22 protein-coding genes and 1 tRNA gene are annotated in these 25,078 nt (G+C 47.7%); 10 read left to right on the plus strand and 13 right to left on the minus strand.

All coding sequences use genetic code 11. The features are described from left to right. Positions 1 to 28 precede the first annotated feature (28 nt). The 5 genes from gspJ to J3491_RS00425 form a co-directional block, all read right to left on the minus strand. Positions 29 to 829 carry a type II secretion system minor pseudopilin GspJ gene (gene gspJ / locus J3491_RS00405; RefSeq protein WP_207968823.1) on the minus strand — a complete coding sequence of 267 codons (801 nt, stop codon included), beginning with the start codon at positions 827 to 829 and terminating at the stop codon, positions 29 to 31. Next, positions 826 to 1,299, minus strand: coding sequence for a type II secretion system minor pseudopilin GspI (gene gspI, locus J3491_RS00410; protein ID WP_100749542.1), 474 nt, complete (start codon positions 1,297 to 1,299; stop codon positions 826 to 828). The genes gspJ and gspI overlap by 4 nt, the downstream gene beginning before the upstream one ends. A 3-nt stretch (positions 1,300 to 1,302) precedes the next feature. Continuing rightward, entirely contained in the window at positions 1,303 to 1,962 is a 660-nt protein-coding gene (locus tag J3491_RS00415; protein WP_243455990.1) for a type II secretion system protein, read from the minus strand. A gap of 361 nt (positions 1,963 to 2,323) precedes the next feature. Continuing rightward, complete coding sequence (locus J3491_RS00420) at positions 2,324 to 3,007, minus strand: TetR/AcrR family transcriptional regulator (protein WP_075101590.1); 684 nt, start codon at positions 3,005 to 3,007, stop codon at positions 2,324 to 2,326. Between the two features lie 233 nt (positions 3,008 to 3,240). Continuing rightward, complete coding sequence (locus tag J3491_RS00425) at positions 3,241 to 4,029, minus strand: TatD family hydrolase (RefSeq protein WP_075101591.1); 789 nt, start codon at positions 4,027 to 4,029, stop codon at positions 3,241 to 3,243. 225 nt (positions 4,030 to 4,254) lie between these two features. Here J3491_RS00425 and J3491_RS00430 point away from each other — a divergent pair, with 225 nt between their 5' ends. Further along, on the plus strand, positions 4,255 to 4,920 hold the full coding sequence (locus tag J3491_RS00430) for an acyltransferase (RefSeq protein WP_207968825.1): 666 nt from the start codon (positions 4,255 to 4,257) through the stop codon (positions 4,918 to 4,920). Between the two features lie 46 nt (positions 4,921 to 4,966). On the opposite strand, the gene tfpB is transcribed toward J3491_RS00430, so the two are convergent. After that, the gene (gene tfpB, locus J3491_RS00435; protein WP_207968826.1) at positions 4,967 to 6,754 is read right to left on the minus strand and encodes a type IV pilus assembly ATPase TfpB; all 1,788 of its coding nucleotides are present in this window, start codon (positions 6,752 to 6,754) and stop codon (positions 4,967 to 4,969) included. A 101-nt stretch (positions 6,755 to 6,855) separates the two neighbouring features. Then, positions 6,856 to 7,731, minus strand: a complete 876-nt coding sequence (locus J3491_RS00440; RefSeq protein ID WP_207968827.1) for a tRNA (N6-threonylcarbamoyladenosine(37)-N6)-methyltransferase TrmO — start codon at positions 7,729 to 7,731, stop codon at positions 6,856 to 6,858. A 531-nt stretch (positions 7,732 to 8,262) separates the two neighbouring features. On the opposite strand from J3491_RS00440, the gene J3491_RS00445 reads away from it, so the two are divergent. Both J3491_RS00445 and J3491_RS00450 read left to right on the plus strand, forming a co-directional pair. After that, positions 8,263 to 9,036, plus strand: a complete 774-nt coding sequence (locus J3491_RS00445; protein ID WP_075101595.1) for a ferredoxin--NADP reductase — start codon at positions 8,263 to 8,265, stop codon at positions 9,034 to 9,036. 153 nt (positions 9,037 to 9,189) lie between these two features. Continuing rightward, positions 9,190 to 9,276, plus strand: a tRNA-Leu gene (locus tag J3491_RS00450). Between the two features lie 51 nt (positions 9,277 to 9,327). Here J3491_RS00450 and J3491_RS00455 read toward each other — a convergent pair. After that, positions 9,328 to 9,582 (minus strand): hypothetical protein, encoded by a 255-nt coding sequence (locus J3491_RS00455; RefSeq protein ID WP_243455991.1) that lies wholly within the window; start codon positions 9,580 to 9,582, stop codon positions 9,328 to 9,330. 404 nt (positions 9,583 to 9,986) lie between these two features. Between J3491_RS00455 and dinB the strand changes: the two genes are divergently transcribed. The 7 genes from dinB to infA all read left to right on the plus strand — a co-directional run bounded on the left by dinB (position 9,987) and on the right by infA (position 18,730). Further along, positions 9,987 to 11,072: a DNA polymerase IV gene (dinB, locus tag J3491_RS00460; protein ID WP_207968829.1), complete on the plus strand. Its 1,086-nt coding sequence runs from the start codon at positions 9,987 to 9,989 to the stop codon at positions 11,070 to 11,072. Between the two features lie 265 nt (positions 11,073 to 11,337). Further along, positions 11,338 to 12,552: a tRNA preQ1(34) S-adenosylmethionine ribosyltransferase-isomerase QueA gene (queA, locus tag J3491_RS00465; RefSeq protein ID WP_207968830.1), complete on the plus strand. Its 1,215-nt coding sequence runs from the start codon at positions 11,338 to 11,340 to the stop codon at positions 12,550 to 12,552. A 123-nt stretch (positions 12,553 to 12,675) separates the two neighbouring features. Further along, positions 12,676 to 14,532 carry a type IV pilus assembly protein FimV gene (locus tag J3491_RS00470; RefSeq protein WP_207968831.1) on the plus strand — a complete coding sequence of 619 codons (1,857 nt, stop codon included), beginning with the start codon at positions 12,676 to 12,678 and terminating at the stop codon, positions 14,530 to 14,532. A 51-nt stretch (positions 14,533 to 14,583) separates the two neighbouring features. Beyond that, the gene (locus tag J3491_RS00475) at positions 14,584 to 16,203 is read left to right on the plus strand and encodes a FimV/HubP family polar landmark protein (protein WP_207968832.1); all 1,620 of its coding nucleotides are present in this window, start codon (positions 14,584 to 14,586) and stop codon (positions 16,201 to 16,203) included. A gap of 213 nt (positions 16,204 to 16,416) precedes the next feature. Further along, a complete protein-coding gene (locus J3491_RS00480; protein WP_207968923.1) occupies positions 16,417 to 17,502 on the plus strand; it encodes an asparaginase in 1,086 nt (361 codons plus the stop codon). Positions 17,503 to 17,561: 59 nt separating this feature from the next. Next, entirely contained in the window at positions 17,562 to 18,401 is an 840-nt protein-coding gene (gene truA, locus J3491_RS00485) for a tRNA pseudouridine(38-40) synthase TruA (protein ID WP_207968833.1), read from the plus strand. Positions 18,402 to 18,508: 107 nt separating this feature from the next. Beyond that, complete coding sequence (infA, locus tag J3491_RS00490; protein ID WP_021814850.1) at positions 18,509 to 18,730, plus strand: translation initiation factor IF-1; 222 nt, start codon at positions 18,509 to 18,511, stop codon at positions 18,728 to 18,730. A gap of 481 nt (positions 18,731 to 19,211) precedes the next feature. Here infA and J3491_RS00495 read toward each other — a convergent pair whose 3' ends face one another. The 5 genes from J3491_RS00495 to leuC all read right to left on the minus strand — a co-directional run bounded on the left by J3491_RS00495 (position 19,212) and on the right by leuC (position 24,956). Next, positions 19,212 to 20,345 (minus strand): L,D-transpeptidase family protein, encoded by a 1,134-nt coding sequence (locus J3491_RS00495; RefSeq protein WP_207968834.1) that lies wholly within the window; start codon positions 20,343 to 20,345, stop codon positions 19,212 to 19,214. A 372-nt stretch (positions 20,346 to 20,717) separates the two neighbouring features. After that, positions 20,718 to 21,821 carry a 3-isopropylmalate dehydrogenase gene (gene leuB / locus J3491_RS00500; protein ID WP_207968835.1) on the minus strand — a complete coding sequence of 368 codons (1,104 nt, stop codon included), beginning with the start codon at positions 21,819 to 21,821 and terminating at the stop codon, positions 20,718 to 20,720. Between the two features lie 203 nt (positions 21,822 to 22,024). Further along, positions 22,025 to 22,693, minus strand: coding sequence for a hypothetical protein (locus J3491_RS00505; RefSeq protein WP_207968836.1), 669 nt, complete (start codon positions 22,691 to 22,693; stop codon positions 22,025 to 22,027). Positions 22,694 to 22,830: 137 nt separating this feature from the next. Beyond that, positions 22,831 to 23,493 (minus strand): 3-isopropylmalate dehydratase small subunit, encoded by a 663-nt coding sequence (gene leuD, locus J3491_RS00510; RefSeq protein ID WP_207968837.1) that lies wholly within the window; start codon positions 23,491 to 23,493, stop codon positions 22,831 to 22,833. 44 nt (positions 23,494 to 23,537) lie between these two features. Beyond that, positions 23,538 to 24,956, minus strand: coding sequence for a 3-isopropylmalate dehydratase large subunit (gene leuC / locus J3491_RS00515; RefSeq protein WP_207968838.1), 1,419 nt, complete (start codon positions 24,954 to 24,956; stop codon positions 23,538 to 23,540). Positions 24,957 to 25,078: the final 122 nt, after the last annotated feature.

Here is a 25,078-nt window from a genome sequence, read left to right on the forward strand (position 1 = left end):
GCCCTCTAGTATCGAATAAATGATGCATTTAGACACCGCCCCCTGCATCATCGTTTTGGGCACCGCCATTATCATCATTGTTACTGTTACCATCATTAACTGTATTTGCTGTTTTAAAGCTACCAACAGCTAGCGACTTAGGAGCGAGCGCCCATTGCCACGTGATTGGCATGTCTTGATAAGTAAAGCTCACCGCCATACCTTCTGGCAAAAGAGTGATTTTGGCCTGTGTATTGGCTGTATTGGCTACGCGGCTCGTTTGATTTGCCGATGCGTCCAAGCGGCCACCCTCTGTATTAGGGAACTGATCGCTTGGCTCTGGTATTAAAGCCTGCCAGCGTCCTGCACTCACGCCTTTTAATAGCACACTATCTAAGCTTGGGCTCTCGCCATTCATACTATGAATAGTATAATATTGACGGCGGATTAGCTGATCGTTAGCAAACACATAGGCGATCCGCTGCACACTAGCGCTACTCTGATAGCGTGGATCCGGATCGGCAAATCGTACAAAACTGACAGACTCGCCATCCACGCTCATAAACGGCTGAGGCGGCGGAAGTGTTGCTTGCGGATCTGTGCTGCTATTATTGGTTAAGTCGTCAGTCGTTGACGCTTCACTCGCCTGATAAGCAATGACTTGCCCCATATCTTGTTGCAACTGCAAATACGCGTATTGTAATACTGCCAAATCATCTGCATGACGCTGGGCGCGCTCACGCGACTTGCTAACACTGTCAAACACTTGCCACCCTGCGACTGCGAGCATGGCAAATATCGCCATTGCTAGCAGTAGCTCTAGTAAAGTAAAGCCCCGCTGCTGCCTCATGGCGCACCGCCAGATGCGGCCAAACCTGCCATATCTAGGCTGCCGATGTCTTGCTCACTATTGCTTAGCATCACACTGATATCGGTCACAGCCGTACGTGCTTGGCCATCTACTATCGGCGCAACTGAGATATTTACTTCCTTTAGCGCAGGCGTGATCGCCTCATTGACCGTCATGACCACCTGCCAATCTCGGCCTTGGGCATTGATCGTTTGGGTGCGATTGGCCGTCAGCCACGTCTCTTGAATACGTAAATCCGCCGCCGCGTTTTGTGCCACAAAATGCGCCAGTGTACGGGTTCGCAGTATGTCGACTGAGCTTAAATAAGCGCTACTGGCACGGCTGGCTGCAACAGCAACCACAGCCAAAATCGCTAGCGCCACCATCACCTCTATCAACGTAAAGCCGCGCTGGCTCTGCTCTAAATGTGATGAGGCAGCTTTATCATAAGCGTTGGTGTGTTGGCTCATCACTTACTGTCCTTGTCCAATCATCATACTACCGTCGGGCATAATCGTGATTACATCACCCACCAGCCGCGCCTCATGCAGCACCTCGATGGTCACCGGCGTGGCCTGCCCTGTACCAAACCAAACCACCTGCGGCACCATTTGACCGACAAACCAAGGCTGCAATGTCTGAGCTTGCTGAGTGCTTGATACCTCTACAGCCGCCAAGCTCTGCACCCTGATATGAACACCAGATGGCAGCTCAGGCAGCGTCACCCCCGTCTCAGTCTCCCAGCTTGGCGTTGGCAAAGCTTCATCAGAACCACCGCTCATGGTAGTCAGCTCTGCCGACAGCTCCATGGCATTTTTGGGCGTACTATCATTGGTATCTGCTGAGATGCTCGCTGCTTGATACGCGGCATAGGGATTGGACAAGGTCACAATCACAGGCGTCATCTGACCGCGCTTATCGGCCTGCAGACTAAGACCCATCGGCTGCATACGCTCAGCGGACAATAACCGTACATAGCTGAGTGAGTCGGTCAGATGCTCATAAAACGCGCGGTTTTTACGCGCTTCACTACTGCCCACAGATAGGCTCATCATACCAGCAAATATCGACAAGATGGCCACCACTACCACGATTTCGACCAGCGTAAAACCTGTTTGAGATTTAGAAGACATGAAGTGCGAGTGTGCCGAAGCAGATGTATGAACAAAAGAAGTACGGGCGTTTTTTATGAAAGGAAGTGTAGGGTCATCAGCATCAGGCATAAACGCCTTATCATACAGCTTATACTGACTAAATTCTGATTGAATCAATCTTAGAGAGCTGGTCGCTGAGCGAGTCTGAGTCTTGACAGTGACCGGCATATTGCACCTATAAGCTCATGATTATATTAAGGTAAGTACAAAAATTGCTGTGCTGCCTGCCAAAAGGCCACAGCACAGAGCGATGTGACTGCCTACATTGGGCACTGTTTTTATCTGTTGGGATATGTGTTCTTAACTCATGTAAGTCATCATTTTTAACACGAGAAACGCGCTAATAATTGGTGTTACGGTGCTCTTCTGATTCTGTATCGATTTGCTCTACCAACTCTTGCATATCCTCATCCATCACGTCATCGTCAGCAGCTGGGTAGTGACTTGGCAATTCCAGCATTTGCTGCACAAAAGCATAACGCAAGGTGTCGCGGCGACCCAAATAACGCTGATAAAAACTTGAGTTTAATAACCCCGCCCCGCCTTGACCCATCGCCCAAATCGACGACAAATAGTCACGAGTGCTCAAACTACTGTGCTCGTCTTTTAGATACGCGCTGATGATGTCGATCAAACGCTTCATACGCTGACGGCGAATATCGTATAGCTCGCCAAACAAGCGATTAAGACCTGTCACCGAGGCCGCCAGACGCTCTTCTATCTGGTTGAGCAGCATGGCTTTTTGGGGGTTAAACAGTTGCTGCAAAATCATACGAGCCACCCCCGCTGATGGGCAGTCATCAATACGGTTGATCTCAAACAACTGCTCTTCATAACGAATAATAATACGCAGATACAGCTCATCTTTACTGGAGAAATGCTTATATAACGTGCCTTTGGCCAAATCCAGCTGATCTGCCAAACTGTCCAAAGTGATATCACCATCGCCGGACTCAAGTAACAGTTGCTCTGCCATCGCTAAGATATTCTCTTCTCGTGCTTTGAACTGATGCTGACGACTCATAATCTCTCCTAAAACTTGACAAGATTAAGCATATAACCATCGTTTATACGGATGTATCGGCAACAAGCGTATGCAACTATATGAAGACTGCTCGAGAACTGCCAAAGGGAATATGCTCGTGTTTGCTAAATAGTCATGGGCAACTGCCTGATTATGCTCGACATTAGAAATAAAAAAGAGACAAAACCCTCACATTACCCGACAAATGACTGAGTGGTCATAGCATAACCATTTTAGCAGTACTGTGCCAGCAAATTTTCAAAGTTTTTTGCTGTCAGCGCTCCAACCTCCTCACTGTCACACTCATACATCTGAGCCAGATAACGGGCGACATACGGCACATAGGCAGGCTCATTGGGTTTGCCGCGCTTGGGGACAGGAGCCAGATAAGGGCTGTCGGTTTCGATGAGGATTCTATCTTTGGGCATCTTGCGCGCCGCATCTTGAATCATCTGTGCGCTCTTAAAACTGACGATGCCTGAAAATGAGATATAAAATCCTAGATCCAGCGCTCGTTTGGCCGTCTCCCAATCTTCAGTAAAACAATGAATGATGCCATGCTCAGCGCCTTCTGCTTTTAAGATATCAAGGGTATCTTTTTTGGCATCGCGCATGTGCACCACCAAGGGTTTTTTGAGCTGCTGGCTGGCATAGATATGACGAGCAAGACTTGCTTGCTGCTCTTTTTTATTTTCTGTTGACCAGTAGTAATCCAGTCCCGTCTCCCCGATGGCCCAGACATGCTCAGCATCAGCGGTTTGTATCAGCCGCTCGGTTGTCGCGGATTGCAGCACTGTGATATCTTCACAAGGATGAATGCCGACACTCATGCCCAGCTCTAACACCTCATCGCTATGAGTGCTGACGATATGAGCGATGTCATCATATTCAGCAAAATCACACATAATCGCCATCGCGCGCGTGACATTGGCCGCTTTCATCGCGTCAATTGCGCCGGACAGTTGACCATCATATTTGGTTAAATCCAGACGGTTTAGATGGCAATGCGTATCAGTAAACATAAACAATCTCGTTAATTAAATACATAAGTGGTAAATTTTAAAATAAGACATGGCACTTGAGAAATGACAGTTAAAAAATGACCTTCACAGTATAAAATACCTCGTCTCTGTGCTATTTATTGCTCTGACTTGCGCTGTTTTCAAGGCATAATCCATAAAGACCCATAGAGCGCTGCGACCAGCGGCCTATCACGCCTAACATTCATCCACATAAGCCCTGCTATTATGATGCCAAAAAAGACAGTGACCCTGCCCCTTATCCTCAAAACCCTGCTCCCCAAACAACTCTACAGACAGCGGTTTTTATTGACAGATAATGGACAGGACAATCATATCGATATCGCCCATGATGCACGTATCATCGGCGGCTCAGCCATTACCATACGTAAAGGTCATGACAATCAAATCAGTATCGGCGAGCACGGGAAGTTTAACAAGCTCAATATCGATATCAATGGCAGTCATAATCATATTACCATCGGTAAGCACGTCAAATTTTCAGGCCATCTGCTGATTGTGGGCGATCATTTGCACATTAATATCGGCGATCGGACCACGGCGATTGACTGCTATGTGTTGGCACGTGACAAAAGCGTGCGCATCGGCAAAGCATGCATGATATCGCGCGGGATAGAAATCCGTGCAACCGATGTCCACAAAGTCTACGACACCGAGTCCAACGAGCGCCTAAACCAGGCCCGCGCTGATGTGGTATTGGAAGATCATATCTGGATCGCAGCCAACGTCACTATCTCCAAAAATGTCACCATCGCTAGCGGCTGTATCATTGCCGCAGGGTCTTTTGTCAACAAACCCATTACCACCCCAAACTGCATGGTCGCAGGTACGCCCGCGAAAATCATGCGCCAAAATGTACGCTGGGAGCGCTAAGGCAGTATGCAGACATGAAGGACAGCTGTCTATTTGCCGCATACACTTAATGCAGCGGTACCACGCGCATCACCTCTTCTATGGTCGTCACCCCTTCACTGATACGCTTGGCACCCGATAATCGCAGCGGCTGCACCCCTTCGCGGTAGGCTTGTTTTTTTAGTGCCTCTACATTGGCATCGGTTGCGACCAACTTTTTTAACTCATTGGATAGCGGCATGATTTCATACAGGCCCACACGGCCTTGATAGCCCGTTTGGCGGCAATGCTCACAGCCTGTTGCGCGGTAGATTTGCGCAGGCAAGGGCGCGCGCCAAGGCTGCACCAGCTCCTGCCATTGAATGGCAATCTCACTCTCGGGGCGTACCTCTAGCGCTTGCTTGCAGTGTGGACATAAGGTACGCAATAAACGCTGTGCCATGACTCCGAGTATGGTCGCTGAGGTCAAAAACGGCTGCACCCCCAAATCATGCAAACGTGTCAGTGAGCTTGGTGCATCATTGGTATGCAGTGTTGAGAGTACCAAGTGCCCAGTTAGCGATGCTTGTACCGCCATATTGGCCGTCTCAGTATCGCGAATCTCCCCAACCATGATGATATCTGGATCCTGACGCATCAATGAGCGGATACCATCAGCGAAATGCAAATCCACTCCCGCATTGACCTGCATCTGATTAAAGCTCGGCTCAATCATCTCGATAGGGTCTTCGATGGTACACACGTTGACCTGCTCGGTCGCCAGCTGTTTGAGCGTACTATATAGGGTGGTGGTCTTACCAGAGCCTGTCGGGCCGGTGACCAAAATAATACCGTTTGGATGGGCGGTCAGCTCATGCCATGTCTCGAGCTGCTTACCCGACAAACCAAGCTGAGCAAACGAGCGTACCAACACTTCAGGGTCAAAGACGCGCATCACCAGCTTTTCGCCAAAGGCGGTCGGCATAGTAGAGAGTCGCAACTCGGTTTCTAGCCCTTTTGGCGTACGAGTCTTTAGACGGCCATCTTGCGGTTTGCGCTTTTCGGCGACATTTAGCCGCCCCAAGATTTTGATACGCGCAGTCACTGCGACGATGATGGCCAGCGGCATCTCATATACTGTGTGCAGCACCCCATCGATACGAAAGCGCACCCTCCCCATCTCACGCCGAGGCTCTAAATGAATATCACTGGCACGCTGCTCAAAGGCATACTGCAGCAGCCAGTCGACAACTTTGACAATATGTTGATCATTGGCATCGGGGTTGGTGTTGTCCCCAAGCTGCAATAATGCCTCGACATTGGTCACATCAGCGGCAGCACGCTTATGTAAAGAGTTGGCACCCGCAATCGCTTGTGTCACTTGATAAAACTCTTGACGATAGCGCTTGAGCTGATCAGGACTGATATAGACGGTGCGATAGGTTTTGGATTTGATCAGTTTTTCGATATTGGCGTGCCAATCGGTAAAAAACGGCTGGTCTGTACCAATGACGACCTCATCTAATGTGACCTCAATCGGCAAAATATGCTGCGAGCGAGCATATTCAAAAGACATCAGCTGCGTGACTGCTGGCACATCAACCTTTAGCGGATCAATACGCACCATCGCCATACCCGCTTTGGCTGCCAGCCATTGGTTGAGCCATGACAGCGTTAGTTTGGCCTCAGAGGCGCTGTCTAGCGCATGAGCATTGGGCAAACCAAACTCGCTAATGGTCAGTAGTGGGTGCTGCTCCTTGGCTCGGCGGCTGGTAATGACCAAATTATAGCTGCGTTGATCAATGACTCTATCCGCCAGTAACTCATCTAGGCACCACCGTAAATCTATGACTATCGAATACTTCTGCTCAGACATATTTTTCTTCTTTTTTGGTCAGTACATGTGAGGCCATTGTCTAGATTGGCCAAGCTCAGCTGCAGCATTATATAAGCTCTTTAGCGTGATACTATATAACGTTATGCTATGCCGGTAATCTCTGTGATCTGCAGCGCCCCTGAGGCAAGCCGCCAAAACGCTATATCGACAGACTTATAGCGCATCGTAAAGGTTTTGTGCACTTCCTTGCGGCGATAGGCAGGACGCGGATCTTGAGCGATAAGTGCTTGAATAATGGCCATATCCGTATCGACAAGTTGCCAGCGCGCCTGATCAATTAACACTTGCCTGCCAGCACCTTGCGCAGTTTCTCTAGTAAGCGCATCAGGCATTAGCTGCAAAAACTGCTGATAAGCGGTGTCAGTGACTGTGACCTCTAGCAGCTCAGGTGCCGTAGGAGCAAAGCCACTACGAGCATCGATCAGCGCATCGCTATACGCCACATAGGGCTTGATATCGATGATGGGCGTACCATCTATCATATCAGCGCCACTGATGATAAGAAACGCGCGACCTTGTACTACCTCGACGCGCTCAAGCTTGACCACAGACAGACCCAGCGCTGATGGGCGATACATACTACGACTGGCAAACACGCCTATTTTTTGATTGCCGCCCAATCTTGGTGGCCGCACTTGCGGACGAAAATGCCCCTTTGCTGTCGTGCGCGCCGCTGTCGCATCCTCTTCGCCGGCAGGTGCGGCTGCACTCACTCTGCCAGCTTTGGCCGTATCATTATGATGAAACTGCCAGCTCAGCCAGATATGACTAAACGCCTCTAAACCAACAAAAGCGGCGGGCGTATCATAAGGCGCAACCATCTCAACTACACTCATCATCGCCACCAAGTTTGGTTGTCTTGGCGCCCCAAACTTTTGCGAGAGCGGCGCACGATGATAGCCAATAATAGGCGCCCGATGACAATCGGCGAGCACATCGTCACCTGATACAGGCATAAATTCTCCAAAAACACGCTTATTGCATGATACAAAATTATTTACTAACGATATTCTATTTTATCATGCCACATAGTCGCTGCCAGACGGATTTTTATTTTAAAGTTTGGTATTATGAGCGAGAATTTGATGACCGCCCCTATTTTTATAAAAACAGTTTTATAGAAACAGCTCTATAAAAGCAATTTGATATGGGCAGTTCAATAGAGGCGACTTGATAGGCTAGGCGCGCTGACGAAACCGCTTTTGATAAAAATAGTGATACCTTGTCGTGTTTTGCCTTATCTTAGTGGGCAGATTTGGCTGAACAAACTGATTTTCATGGCTTGACGCCACAGGCATTCGCTGTCATTTATAACATTATATAAAATGTTAAAATATATAAGTTAAAGTATATAAAAGGCTAAAATAGCGCTTCATACCGCCTATAAAACCCAACGCCTTATTAGCGCCGAAACGGTCATTGAAAAATTTTATCTTATACCTATTTAACCCATACGATACCGATAATCACTTATTAACGAGGACTTTATGTCAAAACTTCGCACCGAAACGGTTACAGAGGTTCATCATTGGAATGACTCTCTATTTAGCATCAAAACCACGCGTGACGATGGCTTACGCTTCCGTAATGGCGAGTTTGCGATGATTGGAATCGTGGTCGATGGCAGACCGCTGCTGCGCGCTTACTCTATTGCCAGTCCCAACTACGAAGAGCATTTAGAGTTCTTTTCGATCAAAGTACAAGACGGCCCACTGACTTCACGCTTGCAACACATCAAAGTTGGCGATGAGTTATTGGTCAGTAAAAAACCCACAGGCACGTTAGTGTTGGATGACCTGTTACCAGGTAAGCATCTTTACATGCTATCGACGGGTACTGGACTTGCGCCTTTTTTGGCATTGGCACGTGACCCTGAGGTTTATGAGCGTTTTGACAAAATCATTTTGGTACATGGCGTGCGTCATGTCGAAGACTTGGCCTATCGCGATATGTTTGAAAACCAGTTGCCTAACGATGAAATTTTTGGCGAATGGTACCGCGAAAAGTTCATTTACTACCCCACCGTGACCCGTGAAGAATTTAGAAACCAAGGCCGAGTCACGGATTTGATGAGATCAGGTAAGCTGTTTGACGATATCGGCTTGCCACCGATGAACAAAGACGATGATCGTGTCATGCTATGCGGTAGCATGCCATTTAACGCGGAAGTATCAGAGATACTAGACGGCTTTGGCCTCACTGTCTCCCCACGTATGGGCGTACAAGCCGACTATGCCGTTGAACGAGCCTTTGTCGGTTAGGTCTGCGTTTTTTGCTATATCGTCAAATAACTGCAAATTATTTAAAATAATTCTTGACGACAAAAAATAGGCTGCTATAATACGCAGCCTATACGGCGAACACCGTAGCCCAATTCGATAACTGTTGTTTTTATAAACGTTATCTACTTACATGCCAGTGTGATGGAATTGGTAGACATGACGGATTCAAAATCCGTTGCCTTTAAAAGCGTGTCGGTTCGAGTCCGACCACTGGTACCATTTTTAACAAAAAAGCCTCCTATATGGGAGGTTTTTTTGTGTTTATAAGATTTATTGTATCATTGGGCTATCAATATCTTCTTGCGTGATGGCTGCTATCTTTATAGGTACTGCACAGGCCCAAGATGTGCCGCTACGGCAGTAAAAATATCCGTCACGATAATCTACAATATAGACGGTAAAATCATTGCCATACAGATCCATCATCGCCAGCTCATCACTCTCATCACAAACTGCACACCAGATATCTTTATCTCCTCGTGCTAGCATTGCGCGTGTCAATTCGCTCCCTGTTAGTTTATTCATCATCAGCTCCTTAGTCCCTCATGCACCCCTAAGTATGTTCCCTTAGGCGGCGAGTTTACCAATACTCTATAGGCGAGTGTGGTGCGAGCCATAAACAACCTTTTTATTCGCTATAGACTAGGGCGTATAAAGAAGTTGTTTATCCTTTTAACAATCGTCTACTTCGATACTTACTTTAGTGTAGAACGTCTGAAGCAAAAGCGTAACATCTAAATGCATTATTCATGATAGACGGCAAATCCTTTAGGTTAAACGGTAAACAAAAGGTACGAGCTTAGGGAGATTGGCGGGTTTAACCCACTGATATTCTTTAAATTGTTTTAAGATCCTATTTATTTATAAAATCAAGCCATATTTATGGTTGCCGCTAAAATAGTTTTGCTAATTGGGGTAAAATAGTGGTCATGACTGCTTCTACTCCTCTTTCACCCCGCAAAATCATTCATATTGATATGGATGCTTTTTATGCCAGTGTCGAACAACGTGACTTTCCAAAGTTACGAGGTCTGCCTTTGGTAGTCGGTGGTGACCCAAGCGGGCGCGGGGTTGTCGCAGCAGCCAGTTATGAGGTGCGCAAGTTTGGTGTACGCTCAGCGATGTCATGCTATGAAGCGCGTAAACGCTGTCCTGAGGCGATATTTGTTCGGCCACGCTTTGAGGTTTATCGGGCGGTCAGTCGCGATATACGCCAAATCATGCATCAATTGACGCCTCATGTCGAACCGCTGTCATTGGATGAAGCCTATCTGGATGTCACCGGCTTATCTGTACATAAGGGCTCAGCGACGTTGATGGCCAATTGGCTACGAGCGCAGATTTTGGCGCACACAGGGCTGACCGCTTCTGCTGGCGTCTCATTTAATAAGATGCTGGCCAAGATTGCCTCTGATATCAACAAACCCAATGGTATCGCAGTTATCACCCCAGCCGATGCCGATGCGTTTATTAGTACCCTTCCCATCGAGCGCTTTCATGGTATTGGCAAAGCCACTGCCAAGCGCCTCCATGCCATGGGCGTGCGCACGGGTGCTGATTTGCGGCGCTTGCCAGCGGCGGCATTGGTACAGGAGTTTGGAAAACGTGGTCAGTTCTATCATGATATCGCTCATGGCCGCGATGAGCGTACGGTCAAGTCGCAGCGCACGCACAAATCCGTAGGCTCTGAGACCACCTTTCGGGATAATCTTGACGACGATGCTGAGCTAAAAGTACAAATTTATGCACAAAATGAAGACGCGTTTGATCAAATGCAAAAAAAACAACTGGTCGCGCATACCATCACTTTAAAAGTTAAATACGCGGATTTTACTCAAGTCACGCGCTCACACACATTATCGACGGCCTTTGACAGCGCCGAATCCGCCCATTATTGGCTAGACAAGCTGTTTTTGGACATCCCGCGTCAGCTGCCCATACGTCTGGTCGGTGTGACTTTCTCTTCATTGGTGCCCGCCGCCCTGCTCTTGCCTCAGTTAAAACTATTTGAATAGATGAGTCTGATTGATATCTGATTGATATCTGATTGATATCTGATTGATATCTGATTGATATCTGAGCGATGGTTACCTCAAGCCATCAGTATGGCTGTCAGGTTTTTGTGGCAGCGCTCGCGGTCATGACGACATGGCCGTAATAACGTGGTCGTTATGACACATTATGCCTGTGAGTCACTCAATGAGGCATGCGTTTATCCTGTCATTTCTGCTACAATTACGCTCATATCATCCTTCACCACTCTTCATTGAAAGACCCATTATGACCCACTCCCACGCTGTAGATTTAGATCGTAATACCATAACTGATGCTCATAAAAACCATAATGACTTAGACTATCTGAGCGTTAATGACTATGACTATGAGCTGCCAGATGACTTAATCGCCCGCTATCCGCTAGCGCAGCGCTCGGCCTCAAGATTATTGTATTTACCCGCCAACAATCCTGCCACTGTGGCAGATAGCCGTGCCGAAGACCGCATGTTTTCTGAATTGCCAGATTTACTAAATGCGGGTGATTTGATTGTGTTTAACGACACCAAGGTGATGAAAGCGCGCCTGTTTGGACAAAAAGACACGGGCGGTAAGATCGAGGTGCTGATCGAGCGTTTGGTCGATATTGCAGACTTGGCGCCCGCCGCCCTGCATTTGACGACCGCGGATGATCAACCGGTCTGCACTGACCATATCGCACTTGGTCACATAAAAGCCAGCAAAGCGCCCAAGCTTGGACAGCGCTTGCAGCTCGGCGATGGTCATATACATGCGGTCATGATTGGCCGTCAGGATAATTTATTTATCCTAGCCTTTGATGCTCCTATCCTGCCGCAGCTAGAGCGATATGGCGAGCTACCTATCCCGCCATATTTTGAGCGTCATGCAGACGCCACGGACAATACCCGCTATCAAACCGTTTTTCATGATCCAGCCAAACTCGCTAGCGTGGCGGCACCGACTGCCAGCTTACATTTCGATGAAGTGGTTTTGGATAAACTGGCAGCCAAAGGGATTCATACCGCCTTTGTGACGTTGCATGTGGGCGCGGGCACCTTTGCCCCTGTCAAAACCGACAACTTGCTCAATCACACCATGCACAGTGAATATGCGCATTTACCGCAGGCAACCGCGGATCTGATCAATCAAACCCATGCAAACGGCAAGCAGGTGATCGCGATTGGCACGACGGTCACGCGCGTGCTCGAAACTGCCTACCAAAAGACTGCGAGCACGGGCAAACCGCTTGCTGGCTGGTCAGGCGACACAGATATTTTTATTTATCCAGGCTTTAAATTCGCTGTCATCGATAAGCTACTGACCAACTTTCATTTGCCAAAGTCTACCCTATTGATGCTGGTCTCGGCGTTTTCGGGCAAACAAGCGATTGAACAAGCGTACAAACATGCCGTCGAGCAGCAATACCGCTTCTTTAGTTATGGAGACGCCATGCTACTTGAGAAGCAGATGACGACTGAATAAACGGGTGTTTTATACAGTAAATTAACATTTGATACATTGGACACAACAGTTGTGAAATAAACTGGTAAACTAAACCAGATTTTGTTATAAAAGCAAAGATAACCTATATTCTAAGGGCTGCATATGTCTTGTCGTTTATCTCATCGTTTGACTCGCGTACACCGTGCGGTATCGATGGCATTACTGTGTTCGGTAAGCTGTGCCGCCTTTGTCTCTAGCGCCCAAGCGGCCACGATTGGCAAGACCGTTGTGACCTCAGCACAGCATGAGCCTCTAAGAGCCAGCATCAGTGTCTCGGACATTCGAGCAGCTGACTTTTCAGCCAGCTTGGCCAACCCTGCTATCTATCAGCAAATGGGGTTGACGCCAACTGACTCAATGATGGTACGCTTTCAGCCGACTTCAGAAACCAGCGGCCAAGTCTATATCAGTACATCAAAACCTGTTTCTAAACCCTTTGCCGATATTGTGTTGACCATCAATGATCAGGGTCAGCGTAATGTCGTGCCCAAAACATTATTGATGCCGCTCGATGCCAGCTTGCCCATCGACACCACCAAAAACATCGTAACAGGCGCAAAAAAGCCCAATTTACCTGCCGTATCCGCCAATAATACCAAGCCTTTGACCCTTAGAAAAGGTGCTCCGCCACCACTGATATCGGCATCAGCCGCAAGCTCATCGACAAGCGCTCCTACGGCCGTCAAACGGTCCGCGCCCAACGTGCAACTGCCGAATACGCAAAGGGCCAATACGCAAAGCGCAAGTATTCAAACGCAAGCTGCCTCAGCCAGCACGCCTGCCAAGACATCTGTATCAGCAACTGACCATCTAACCTATACGCCTAGCCGTTTAGACAATGGGCGTTTGGCTAATGACTTTGAGCTCACGGCCGCCAGTCCAGCGCAGACCAACGCTAGCCGACCTAACCCTGCCAGCCGCTTGGACAATGGCCGTTTGGCTCAAGAGCAAACCGCCTCAAGTATTAGCACCGCGAGCGAAGTATCACCTGCTACGCAACACACGCTCGGCACAGCGCAAGCAGACAACGCGCTAGATACGCTAAATATTCAAGTCACGCGTCAGATACAGCCGAGTCAGCAAAAAAACACGGATATGAGTGCCAGCATCGTAGCTGCCGCCCCAAAAAACGACGCAGCTCAGGATAACCAAACCGCCGAGCAAGCGGCTTTGAGCACAGCGCATACGGCAGCGGCAACGGTTGTTGGTAGCAACATACCGGCTGATACTGCCGCACCCTCTCAGTCAAGCACCAACGATCAAACTGCACCTACAAACCACGTGGCGGCAGACTCTATAGCAGACGCCCAAACGCAAAGCACGGCAAACTTTCAATATCAAGTACAGCGCAATGATAGCTTATGGATCATTGCTCAGCAGATTGCCCAAGAAAACAATGTCGATATTCAGACCGTGATGAAACAGATTCAATCACAAAACCCCAATGCTTTTATCAATAAAGACGCAGACCAGCTCAAAGCCGACGCCAAGCTAAATCTGCCGAATTATGATGTATTGCCATCACAGCAAGCGCTAGAGGCCGCTATCAGCGCCCAAAAACAAAAATATCGTCGGCGGATAAATACCCCTGTCGCACAGCCAGCGCCTAAAGCAAAGCCCCATACAGCTAAAGCGAAAAACAACTCAGCGCCTGCAGCCAAGTCACAAAAAAAACCAACCATTACCAAGACCCTGCCAAGAGCGCAGTTTTCTGTATTGGCTCCAGGACATGATGGCAATGCCGACGGTACCCAAACCAAATCAGCGGCGGCCACAGGCAATGGAATTAGCACAGACATACTAGCTACTTTAAAAGCATCACGGCAAGCGGCTGCCTCTCAGGCCCAAAGCTTATCCAAGACCAGTAGCGCACTTGACAGTTATACGCGAAAAATTCAATTACAGAATCAAAAATTGGCAGAGCTGCAAGCTCGTCTCAAAAAACTACGCAACCAATAATTGCCTGATATAGCAGCGTATTATGCTGTGATCATAGGCGTGGGAGTAACAATGGACAATATGCTATACATCATCGCCGGCTTGGTACTGATTGTATTAATAGCGGTTTTAGTGATACGTAAAAACAAAGCGCAAAAACCTTCGGCGCAGCCTTATGTCAAGTCAGATAGAGATACAGCGGCACAGACACCAGCGCCAAAAACAAGTGCGCCCGTACAAACTGATGTCAGCAGCGAAAACAAGTTTGACCCCATCACCATTGCCCAGCGCTTTATAGATCAGCAACGTTATGACAAAGCGATTGAAACACTCAATCGCGGCTTGCGCGAAAAGCCTAACGATAGTCAGCTTTCTTTAAAGCTGCTAAGCATCTATGCGACGATTAATCAATCAGAGAATTTCAACAAAGTCTATGACACCATCAGCTCGCAAAATGACCCAAAAAGCCTTGCCTTAGCAGATGAGCTAAAGATGCTGTTTTTTGAAGAGCAAAATCAAGTCGCCGCGCAAACTGCGCCCGTTGAGCAAGCCGCCGACTTTGAAAGCATAGATTTTGATCTGCCAACGACACCTGCCAGTCCCACCCATGATGTGGCAACTGATGATATCAGCGAGAGCGATGCCTCCTTAACTTCTTCTGTCGAGACCCCAGCATTATCAGAACAAGTGCTGGCAGATGACAATACCGACACAGATTTTGCTTTGACGCTCAGTGATTTGGAAGCGGATTTAGATGAGCCGGCACTGGCAGCAATGCCTACCACGGCAGCTGACGAGAGCACTGCGGCCACAGAAACGACTGAAGAGACAGATTTTAGTGAATTCGACTTTGGTCTTGAGGACATTGAAACAGCGCAGCCAGAGTCATCTGATGTCTCAACCCAAGCGGACAGTGTCGGCGCGGATACCAATGAAGCGCTAACGCTAGATGAAGAGGATTTCGTCTTAGATTTTGATGATTTAGTGACAGATATGGATTCAGAAGATGCTGCTGATAAAGCAAGCACGACTGACCACATGACTGATGCGACCGCCCAAAGCCGCAACGACGACTTTGTCTTGTCCTTAGACGATTTGGATGACGCAGATGACTTAAACGTTGCATCAGAGACTGGACTAGGAATTGAAACAGAGTCTGACTTAGCTGACTTAGATGTTGAAACAAACACTGATGAGCCTGTGCTTGATCTGAGCGATGAGATAAGTGGCGAATTAAGTGATGACAGCATCGATATTGATGACTTAACATTAGACAGTGATTTTGCAGACAGCAGTGATGACGCTACTCCTACTTTGACAGCAGCCTCTGAGCTGACTTCGAGTAGCCCCACATCGTTTGATGATAATACATTGATCGATGATGACTTTGATTTTGATCTTGATGCATTATCAGATGAATCGGATACAGCAGCAAGCTCAGCTGCCCCAGTAGCAGCTCAACCTGCCGGGAGTATTGAAAAAGATAACGCTGAGGACTTCTTAGCACGCTTTGCCGCTGATTTTGACTTTGTCAAATCATTAGACAGCAATCAGGTAGCATTAGACTTGGCAGGCCAGTACCTGCAGCTAGGTGAGTACGATAGTGCCAAACGCTTGCTCAATGAAGTCATTTCTCAAGGCAATAGTGCACAGCAGCAGCAAGCGCAGTCACTACTCGAGCGCACAGCGTAATTAAAAAGCAGGCTTTTTTATCAGCAAGTATTCTTGTGCCTTGAGAATACTTGCTTTTTTTTGCATTGAGCCTTTATAGTAGGGTCTGATTTAGATGACTATCAATTTATTGAGCAACTCATTGAGCAGTTCATTTGAGCGATTGAGCTGGGGCACCCTAGTTCTTATTTTTATTTACTTTTTATGACGGCGCCGACTATGCCCTCTTCTGTTATGACCAAGACGCTTACTGATCCCGTCCAGCTAATTTATGCAGGCGGCACTTTTGGCAGTTATGGCCGGCCATTAGCACCGCTACCAGCAGAGGTGTTTTTACCGACATTACAAACACTGCTAACAGAGCCAGACCATGCCCACTATCTGCCGCCAGTCTCTTGGCTAGACAACACTTTGATCAAAGACAGTAGCCAATTAACGCCCGTCGATTTTGTGCATTTTTACCAGCTGATACTAGCCGCCTATACGCAGGGGCACAGACGTTTTGTGCTGATCACTGGTACCGATACGCTTAGTTATCTCGGGGCGTTTTTAGCAGAGGCCTTTGCAGGGAGTGATATCTGTGTGGCGGTCACTGGCAGTATGCGCCCGCTATTAGACAGCGAGATGCTACATACCTATAGCGTCGATACGCATAGCGATGCGTGGGGCAACCTAAACGATGCGTTAAAACTGGCAGCAGCGGGTGAGTCAGGAGTAAAAATTGCCTTTGGCGGCGAATCTTGGCCTGCGCAAACGGTACAAAAAATTCATAGTCATGATCTCATGGCGTTTACTGGTCACTCTCGGGCAGCCTATCCTGCCAATAGTTATATAAAGCACTTGCCAGATGCCCGCCGCCAACACTGGGTCGAGGATCAACAAGAAGTCAGCAAAAGCATCGATGCTCGTGCCAAGCAAGCACGTATTCATGCTCTGTATTGCCTCCCCAACGATACTGAGGTTATAAGCAATCAGCTACAAGCCCTACTTTCTCAGCCGCCATGTGGCATTATCTTATTAGGATTTGGTGCAGGCAACGTGCCCTATTCAGCTGATTTGGCGCAGGCATTGACCCTTGCGCATCAACATGGGCATATGGTGGTTTGTGCCAGTCAATCGCCTTTTGGCGGCGTAAGTGATAACTATGCGGCTGGTAGTTGGCAATATGAGTATCATGTCATCGCTGGCGGCCGGTTGACCATTCCAGCCATCTATGCGCGGTTATTGTGGCTGCTGCTGCGGTACGACAGTCCTACCAGACGCCGTCAACGCTGGACAAACAATGTCAGCCAAGCCAGCATCACCATCAAAAAGCGCTGATCGGTCCTATTAAAGCCATAAAAAAACCTTACCATTTACTTTATAAGCCACACATTATCATGTCTGAGATACTCCCTATCGAAACCGCCAGCCAACCCACTTACACCCTAGCAATCGCTATCGAGTTTTTGGGTACGCAGTATCACGGCTGGCAGCGGCAACAAGAAGTGCTGGGTGTCCAAGAGGCCCTCGAAACCGCTATCGGCAAAGTCGCCAATGAGACCGTAGAAGTCGTCGCCGCAGGGCGTACCGATGCCAGCGTCCATGCCAGCAATATGATTGCCCACTTTACCACTCACGCCTATCGCCCGACTCATAACTGGCTTCGCGGTGTAAACAGCCTACTCCCTGACGACATTGCGCTGCGCTGGATACAGCCCATGCCGAACGACTTTCATGCACGGTTTGGCGCTATCGCCCGTCGTTATCGTTATATCACCCTCAATCAACCCCAGCGCCCTGCTATCTTAAACCATCAAGTCACTCATATTTATGAACCACTTGACCTGGCCGCCATGCAGCAGGCAGCAGCGGATATCGTCGGTACGCACAACTTTAGTAGTTTCCGCGCTGCCGCTTGTCAGTCCAATCAGCCAGTGCGCTCAGTCAGTCATGCCAGATTGTTTGCCCATGGCCAGTTTATCGTGTTTGACATTCAAGCAGATGGTTTTTTGCATCATATGGTACGCAACCTAATGGGCACCTTGTACGCTATCGGTAAGCACGAGCTAGAGCCGTCTGATTTTTTGACTATTTTGGCCAAAAAAGACCGTACTATTGCACCACCGACCGCCTCTGGTGACGGCCTATACTTTGTCAATGCTTACTATCCCGAGCATTGGCAAAAACTATTGCCCACCGTGCCTCTTACGCCCCTTTGGCTAAACCTGCCTGACTGATATACATATCGATTACAAGCTGTCAAGCCAAAACCAGGTTCTGTATTGCTTTAATACGCTAGCTTGCGTATAATATGGGCTTATTTTTAACTGATTGATACAAAATTATGGCAAAAGACGATATTATCGAATTTGAAGGCGAAGTCATCGACACCCTTCCAAACACATTATTTAAAGTTCGTTTAGAAAACGGACACGAAATCATCGCGCATATCTCTGGTAAAATGCGTAAACACTACATCCGTATCTTGACTGGCGATAAAGTCAAAGTCGAGATGACCCCCTATGACTTATCAAAGGGTCGTATCACCTATCGTGGTAAAAACTAATTACGATAAAAATCGGCTTTATTGCAATCGATTTTATTAAACAGTGATGACGAAAACGTGGTTATGACAAATATCATCATTACCAAATGATGCAGTACTTGCTAAGACAATTTTAAGAGCATTTTTGTGAATGCTTGGGTGGTTTAACAGATAATAATAATGAAAATGCAAACCGACTCATTATTGGCTATCAATGTTTTGTCTTACAAGTTAGTCACATCAATATAGAAAAGATATGGCATGACTCGGATAAGTTTTTTGCGGCATCGAGCGGCGCAGGCACAGCACGCAAGAAAAACTTGTACCAATCTCGCGAATTTATGCTGTGCATCTTTTTTATTTAGTAATGACTATATCCGCCATACCCGCATAAAAATACCGCTAACTGATGGTTAGCGGTATTTTTTTGACGCGTTCATAAAACCCGCCTTTATAAGCAAAAAACCCTGATGGTTTCATGCTCTTTGTCTTTTGTCTGAAGCTATTTGAACTCTACCGTAGCCCCATCTTGTATGACGCCTAATAGTGCCAAGGCATCCCAGTTGGTCAGACGCACGCAGCCTGCGGATGCTTGACGGCTGATACGATCAGGGTCTGGCGAGCCATGAATACCATAAGAGGGTTTACTCAGGCCAATCCACACAGAGCCGACTGGGTTGTTAGGGCCTGGCGGCAAGATAGTTTGGCTCCCATCATCGGCAGTATAAGTATAGTTGGGCTCATGAACCTTTACCTCTACTGTATGCGTGCCTGATGGCGACGGGGTGGCCGTACTCCCTACTGTCGTCGGATAACTGGCAACCAGTGTTCCTTTGTCATCGTACGCATATAGCGTCTGAGTGGTTTTGTCGGCGACCACACGGCTGACAGGCGCGGTGTTGGGGTTTCCTGGATTATAGACCGTTATGGTCTCACCCGCTGAAAAGCTGGCATTGGGGTTTAGGGTTTTGAGATATTTTTCACTCATGTGAAACTTCTCTGCCAACGCCTCTATCACACTCTCATAATACAGACCCTCTAGCTCAGCTTTTGCGGTAGCACCCGCTGGGATAGAAGTGGTTTTGATATCGACGTCCACGTCTGTCAATTGATAGTTGACCAATACAGGCTGTATCATAAGCGCCTTATCACTTGTGAGGGCCTGCCAAGTCTCGGTATTTAGAGTTTCTGTGACACTTAGGCCATTGGCTTTTTGAAAGGCTTGCATGGCTTTTTTGGTATTTTTTCCCCAGTATCCATCGACCGCACCCACGCCACTGTGATGCCAATTTAATAATGCTTGTAACTTGGTGCCAATTGTCCGATCGATATTAGTACCTGGCGTCCAGCTGGCGTCGTTTACTTTTTTTGCCATCGCTGGCAAATCGTCGGTGCTGTACTTAATGGTAGGAAGCAGTTTGTTAAGCGACATCGACGTTTTGCTATCACCAGTCAGCTTTTGACTGACGCCGTTGGTGACTGGGCTAACGTCTTTAGTGGCGGCGGATTTGCTCATCGTTGCCTGAGCATCGCCCCTGGCATTGTCTGTATCGGCGATAACGCTTTGTCCTATCAATACGGCAGCTGACAAACCAACCGCGGCGAGCGCTGCACTGACTTTATTTAAATGATACATGTGTGCTCCTAGCATTTTTATCAGGTTTTATTGTTATATCGATTATTTTTATCAGATTGTTTTTTATAATCAGATTGTTTTTTTCAGTTGTATACGTGAAATATGGTGCCATATCGGTCTGTGAGCATATAACACCTTTATGTTAATAAGACCGGCCTTCTGCACAAGCTGTGTTAATAAAAGTACTTTTTTGCGGATAACAGGTTGGTTATGTTACCCAGCGCAGCCAACTGTTAAACAAGTATAAAAAAACCCATAAACTGCACAGCAATTTATGGGTACTAAATTTACAGAATATAATGATTTAACAGTTAAAAAATGAGTCGTCAAACTTTGTATATGGCTTTTTATAGAGCGCGATATCGCAGAGCCTTATACCAATTTTGCCAAAACAGCTTGTCCCATTTGCTGACAGCCAACTTGAGTCAATCCAGCTTCACTAGGATCTAAAATATCGAGCGTACGAAGTCCATCATCCAGCACGTCGCTGACTGCTTGTTCAATGGCTTGGGCGGCCATTTCTTGTTTAAAGGTATAGCGCAGCATCATGGCAACAGATAATATCGTCGCTAATGGGTTGGCCTTGTCTTGCCCTGCGATATCCGGTGCCGAGCCATGACAAGGCTCGTACATGCCTTTTCCTGACGCATCAAGACTGGCTGATGGCAACATACCAATAGACCCTGTCAGCATCGCAGCTTCATCAGATAAGATGTCACCAAACATATTGCCCGTCACCATGACGTCAAACTGTTTTGGGTCTTTGATCAGCTGCATGCACGCATTATCAGCATACATATGTGATAACGCCACATCACTATACTCAGCCTGCTGCATCTCAATCATCGTCTGCTTCCACAGCTCAGTGACCTCTAAGACATTGGCCTTATCCACTGAGCAGACTTTGGCGGCGCCACCTGTCGCAGCTGCCCGCGTTTTTGCCAACTCAAATGCCACCTTGCCGATACGCTGAATTTCGCTTGTGCTATAGACCATGGTGTTATAGCCTTGCTGCTCACCATTATCTAGCGTACGAATACCGCGCGGCTCTCCAAAATAGATACCGCCTGTCAGTTCACGCACGATTAGCAGGTCGAGACCTGAGATGATTTCAGGCTTGATACTCGAGGCATTGGCCAACTGAGGATACAGCTTTGCCACACGTAGATTGGCAAACAAGCCAAGCTCACCGCGAATCTTTAGAAGACCGCGCTCAGGACGCTTGCTGCGCTCGATACCATCCCATTTTGGGCCACCGACCGCGCCTAGCAATACTGCATCGGCGGCACGGGCACGAGCCAAGGTCTCATCTGGTAAAGGCTCGCCTGTCGCATCGATGGCGACGCCGCCGATCAGCCCAGATTCAAGGGTCAAATTTAATGCAAACTTGTCATTGACGGCATTTAATACATCAATGGCTTGGGTCATAATCTCAGGGCCGATGCCATCGCCCGCTAGTGTCAAAATCGTTGCCATACTGATCCTTTTTCATAGGTTTTTATTGAATAATATTGCTATGGATTTTTGCTAAAACATACCAAAAGATACGCTCTCGCTACAGCGTATTTCGCGGCTTTTAAGGCGCGTCTTTATCCCAAAACTGCATTAAACATGAGATAAGCGACAGTCAAGCAGGCTATCTAACACAAATAGATGACATCGACGTATTAACCAGATTGTTACATACGGGTTTCTACAAACTCACCGCGATGCTTGCTATCTAACTGTTTACAAAACCGGCGCTGTACGGTACTACCCTGTAGCAGCTCAATGCATAAAGGCTCGGGCGACGCGGTCTCTAGCAAGCTGCCTGACTTATTATTAGGTTTTTTTTGATAAGCACGTAACTGATAAGTCCCTGCCTGAGTAAAATCATGAATCATGGCAAAACGCTCAACATAGCCCACGTTGTTTTCTGGGTAGAAGTTGACGTGAATTTCGCGCTTGGCTGGCATGACTCTGGCATAGTAATTGGTCAGTCCTGGCATTGCAGAGGCGGATAGCGGCACTATCTTGATCGACTTTTTATTGGCAAGCGGCATCATCTCTGCACTGGTTGGGGTCTTTTTTGTGCCCTCTGCAAGCGTCGTCACCATGGCTGGATTTACCGGCTCGTGACTGTCAGGAGCGATGACGAGTGTTTTGTCTATCTGCACGATTTCGCAGTGATAGGTTCCAACACACGCGATACTTACCTCGCCTGGGATTGGCTGAATATGGCCTGCCCATACTTTGGCATTTTCGGCTTCATCGATTTTTTGATAACCGGTTAATAGCTGGCAGCCTGACATTAAAAAACTGGCAGCAATCACTGTACTGGTCCACAAAGCATAACGTGTTTTATTCATAATGGCGGCTACTATTAATGATAAGGAAGATAAAAACAACACAACGACCCCCTTATTTTAGCCAGTTCACCGCCATAACTCAACGCTGCATTACTATTGTTCAGCACTTTACCCACCGTGGTTTAAAGGCGCTTTATTTATGCTTGTACGTCATTAAATACCCACGGTGTTTTTTGCTTCATTTTATCTTCATACGCTTTGATGGCATCGCCTTGCTGCAATGTCAAACCGATGTCATCAAGTCCATTTAGCAAACAATGCTTGCGAAAAGCGTCTACTTCAAACGGATACGTCTCCCCTGTCGGTGTGATAACTACTTGACGCTCAAGGTCGGCGGTGAGCTCATAGCCTTCATTGGCCATGGTCGCTTTCATCAATTCATCGACAATCTCTTCGTCTAAGACGATGGGCAACATACCGTTTTTAAAGCAGTTATTATAAAAAATATCGGCAAAGCTTGGCGCAATAATCGTACGAAAGCCATATTCTGACAGTGCCCAAGGCGCATGCTCACGGCTTGAGCCACAGCCAAAGTTTCTGCGTGCCAGCAAAATGGTAGCGCCTTGATAGCGAGGCTGATTTAATACAAAGTCTGGATTAATCACGCGAGTGCTGCTGTCTTGGCCCTCATCCAAAGAAGGCACGCCTTCATCAAGGTAACGCCAGTCATCAAATAGATTGACGCCAAAACCGGTACGTTTAATAGATTTTAAAAACTGTTTGGCGATAATTTGATCAGTATCGACGTTGGCGCGATCAAGTGGGCAAACGATACCCTTTTCAGTGTTATAAGCTTGCATAGTTTTTCCTATCAATTCAATGAGGGAGTTATGAATAAGCGGTCTTAAAACGTACGCACGTCTACAAAGTGACCCGCCAATGCTGCTGCTGCTGCCATCGCGGGACTGACCAAATGCGTACGACCGCCGTTACCCTGACGACCTTCAAAGTTACGGTTAGAGGTTGAGGCACAATGCTCTCCGGGCTCTAACTTATCGGCATTCATCGCAAGGCACATCGAACAGCCAGGCTCACGCCACTCAAAACCTGCCTCCGTAAAGACGGCATCCAAGCCTTCTGACTCTGCCTGCTGCTTGACCTGTCCTGAGCCTGCCACCACAATCGCTTCCTTGATATTGTCAGCGACTTTGCGGCCTTTGATGACCGCAGCAGCATCACGCAAGTCTTCGATACGCGAGTTGGTGCATGAGCCAATAAAAATACGATCAAGCTGGATATCGGTAATCTTTTGTCCTGCGCTTAGGCCCATATAGGTATATGCGCGTAGCCAGCCTTCTTGTTGCGCCTCATCGATAGCTTCGTCAGGTGTCGGGACAGACTGAGTGACATCGACGACCATCTCAGGCGAGGTGCCCCAAGACACCTGCGGCGCAATCTCGCTCCCATCAATCTCAATTACGCTATCAAATACTGCGTCGTCATCTGAGTATAACGTACGCCAATAAGCTTCAGCTTGCTCCCACTGCTCCTCGGTTGGCGCATAAGGACGACCTTTGACATAGTCAATCGTCGTATCATCGACCGCCACCATACCAACGCGTGCGCCCGCCTCAATCGCCATATTACAGACGGTCATGCGCCCCTCCATGCTCATGTCTTCAAACACTTGCCCTGCAAACTCAATGGCGTATCCTGTGCCGCCTGCCGTACCGATTTTGGCAATAATCGCTAGCACCACATCTTTTGGCGTCACGCCAGCACCCAGCGTACCATTGACTCGGATTTGCATGTTTTTTGATTTCTTTTGAATCAAACACTGAGTGGCTAGTACATGCTCAACCTCAGAGGTACCGATGCCATGAGCGAGACAACCTAGCGCACCATGAGTGGCGGTATGTGAATCACCGCAGACTACTGTCATACCGGGCAATACCAAGCCCTGCTCAGGACCGACCACGTGCAAAATACCTTGACGCGCGTCATTGATGGTAAATTCGGCAATATCGAACTTGCTGCAGTTTTCATCCAACGTCAATACTTGTAAGCGCGATACTTTGTCTTTGATACCCGACACGCCCTCTAAGCGCTCTTTGGTCACTGTTGGGACGTTATGATCCGGGCTTGCGATATTTGCAGACAGACGCCACGGTGTACGATTGGCCAGCTCTAAGCCTTCAAACGCTTGTGGACTGGTCACTTCGTGCAGCAAATGGCGATCGATATAAATCAGGCTCGAGCCATCATCACGCTTGGTGACTTCGTGAGCGTTCCAAAGTTTGTCATATAACGTTTGACCGGCCATATTGCTATCCTTTATTAATTGCTAATTGCTCAGTTTTTCACTTGCTTACTATTTTTATCTGCTTGCTATCGGTAAGCGAAAATGAAATCTAGGTAGTATGTTTTATCTCTATGCCGACGCTT

The organism is Psychrobacter halodurans (assembly GCF_017498075.1).
GTDB classification, from domain to species: domain Bacteria; phylum Pseudomonadota; class Gammaproteobacteria; order Pseudomonadales; family Moraxellaceae; genus Psychrobacter; species Psychrobacter celer.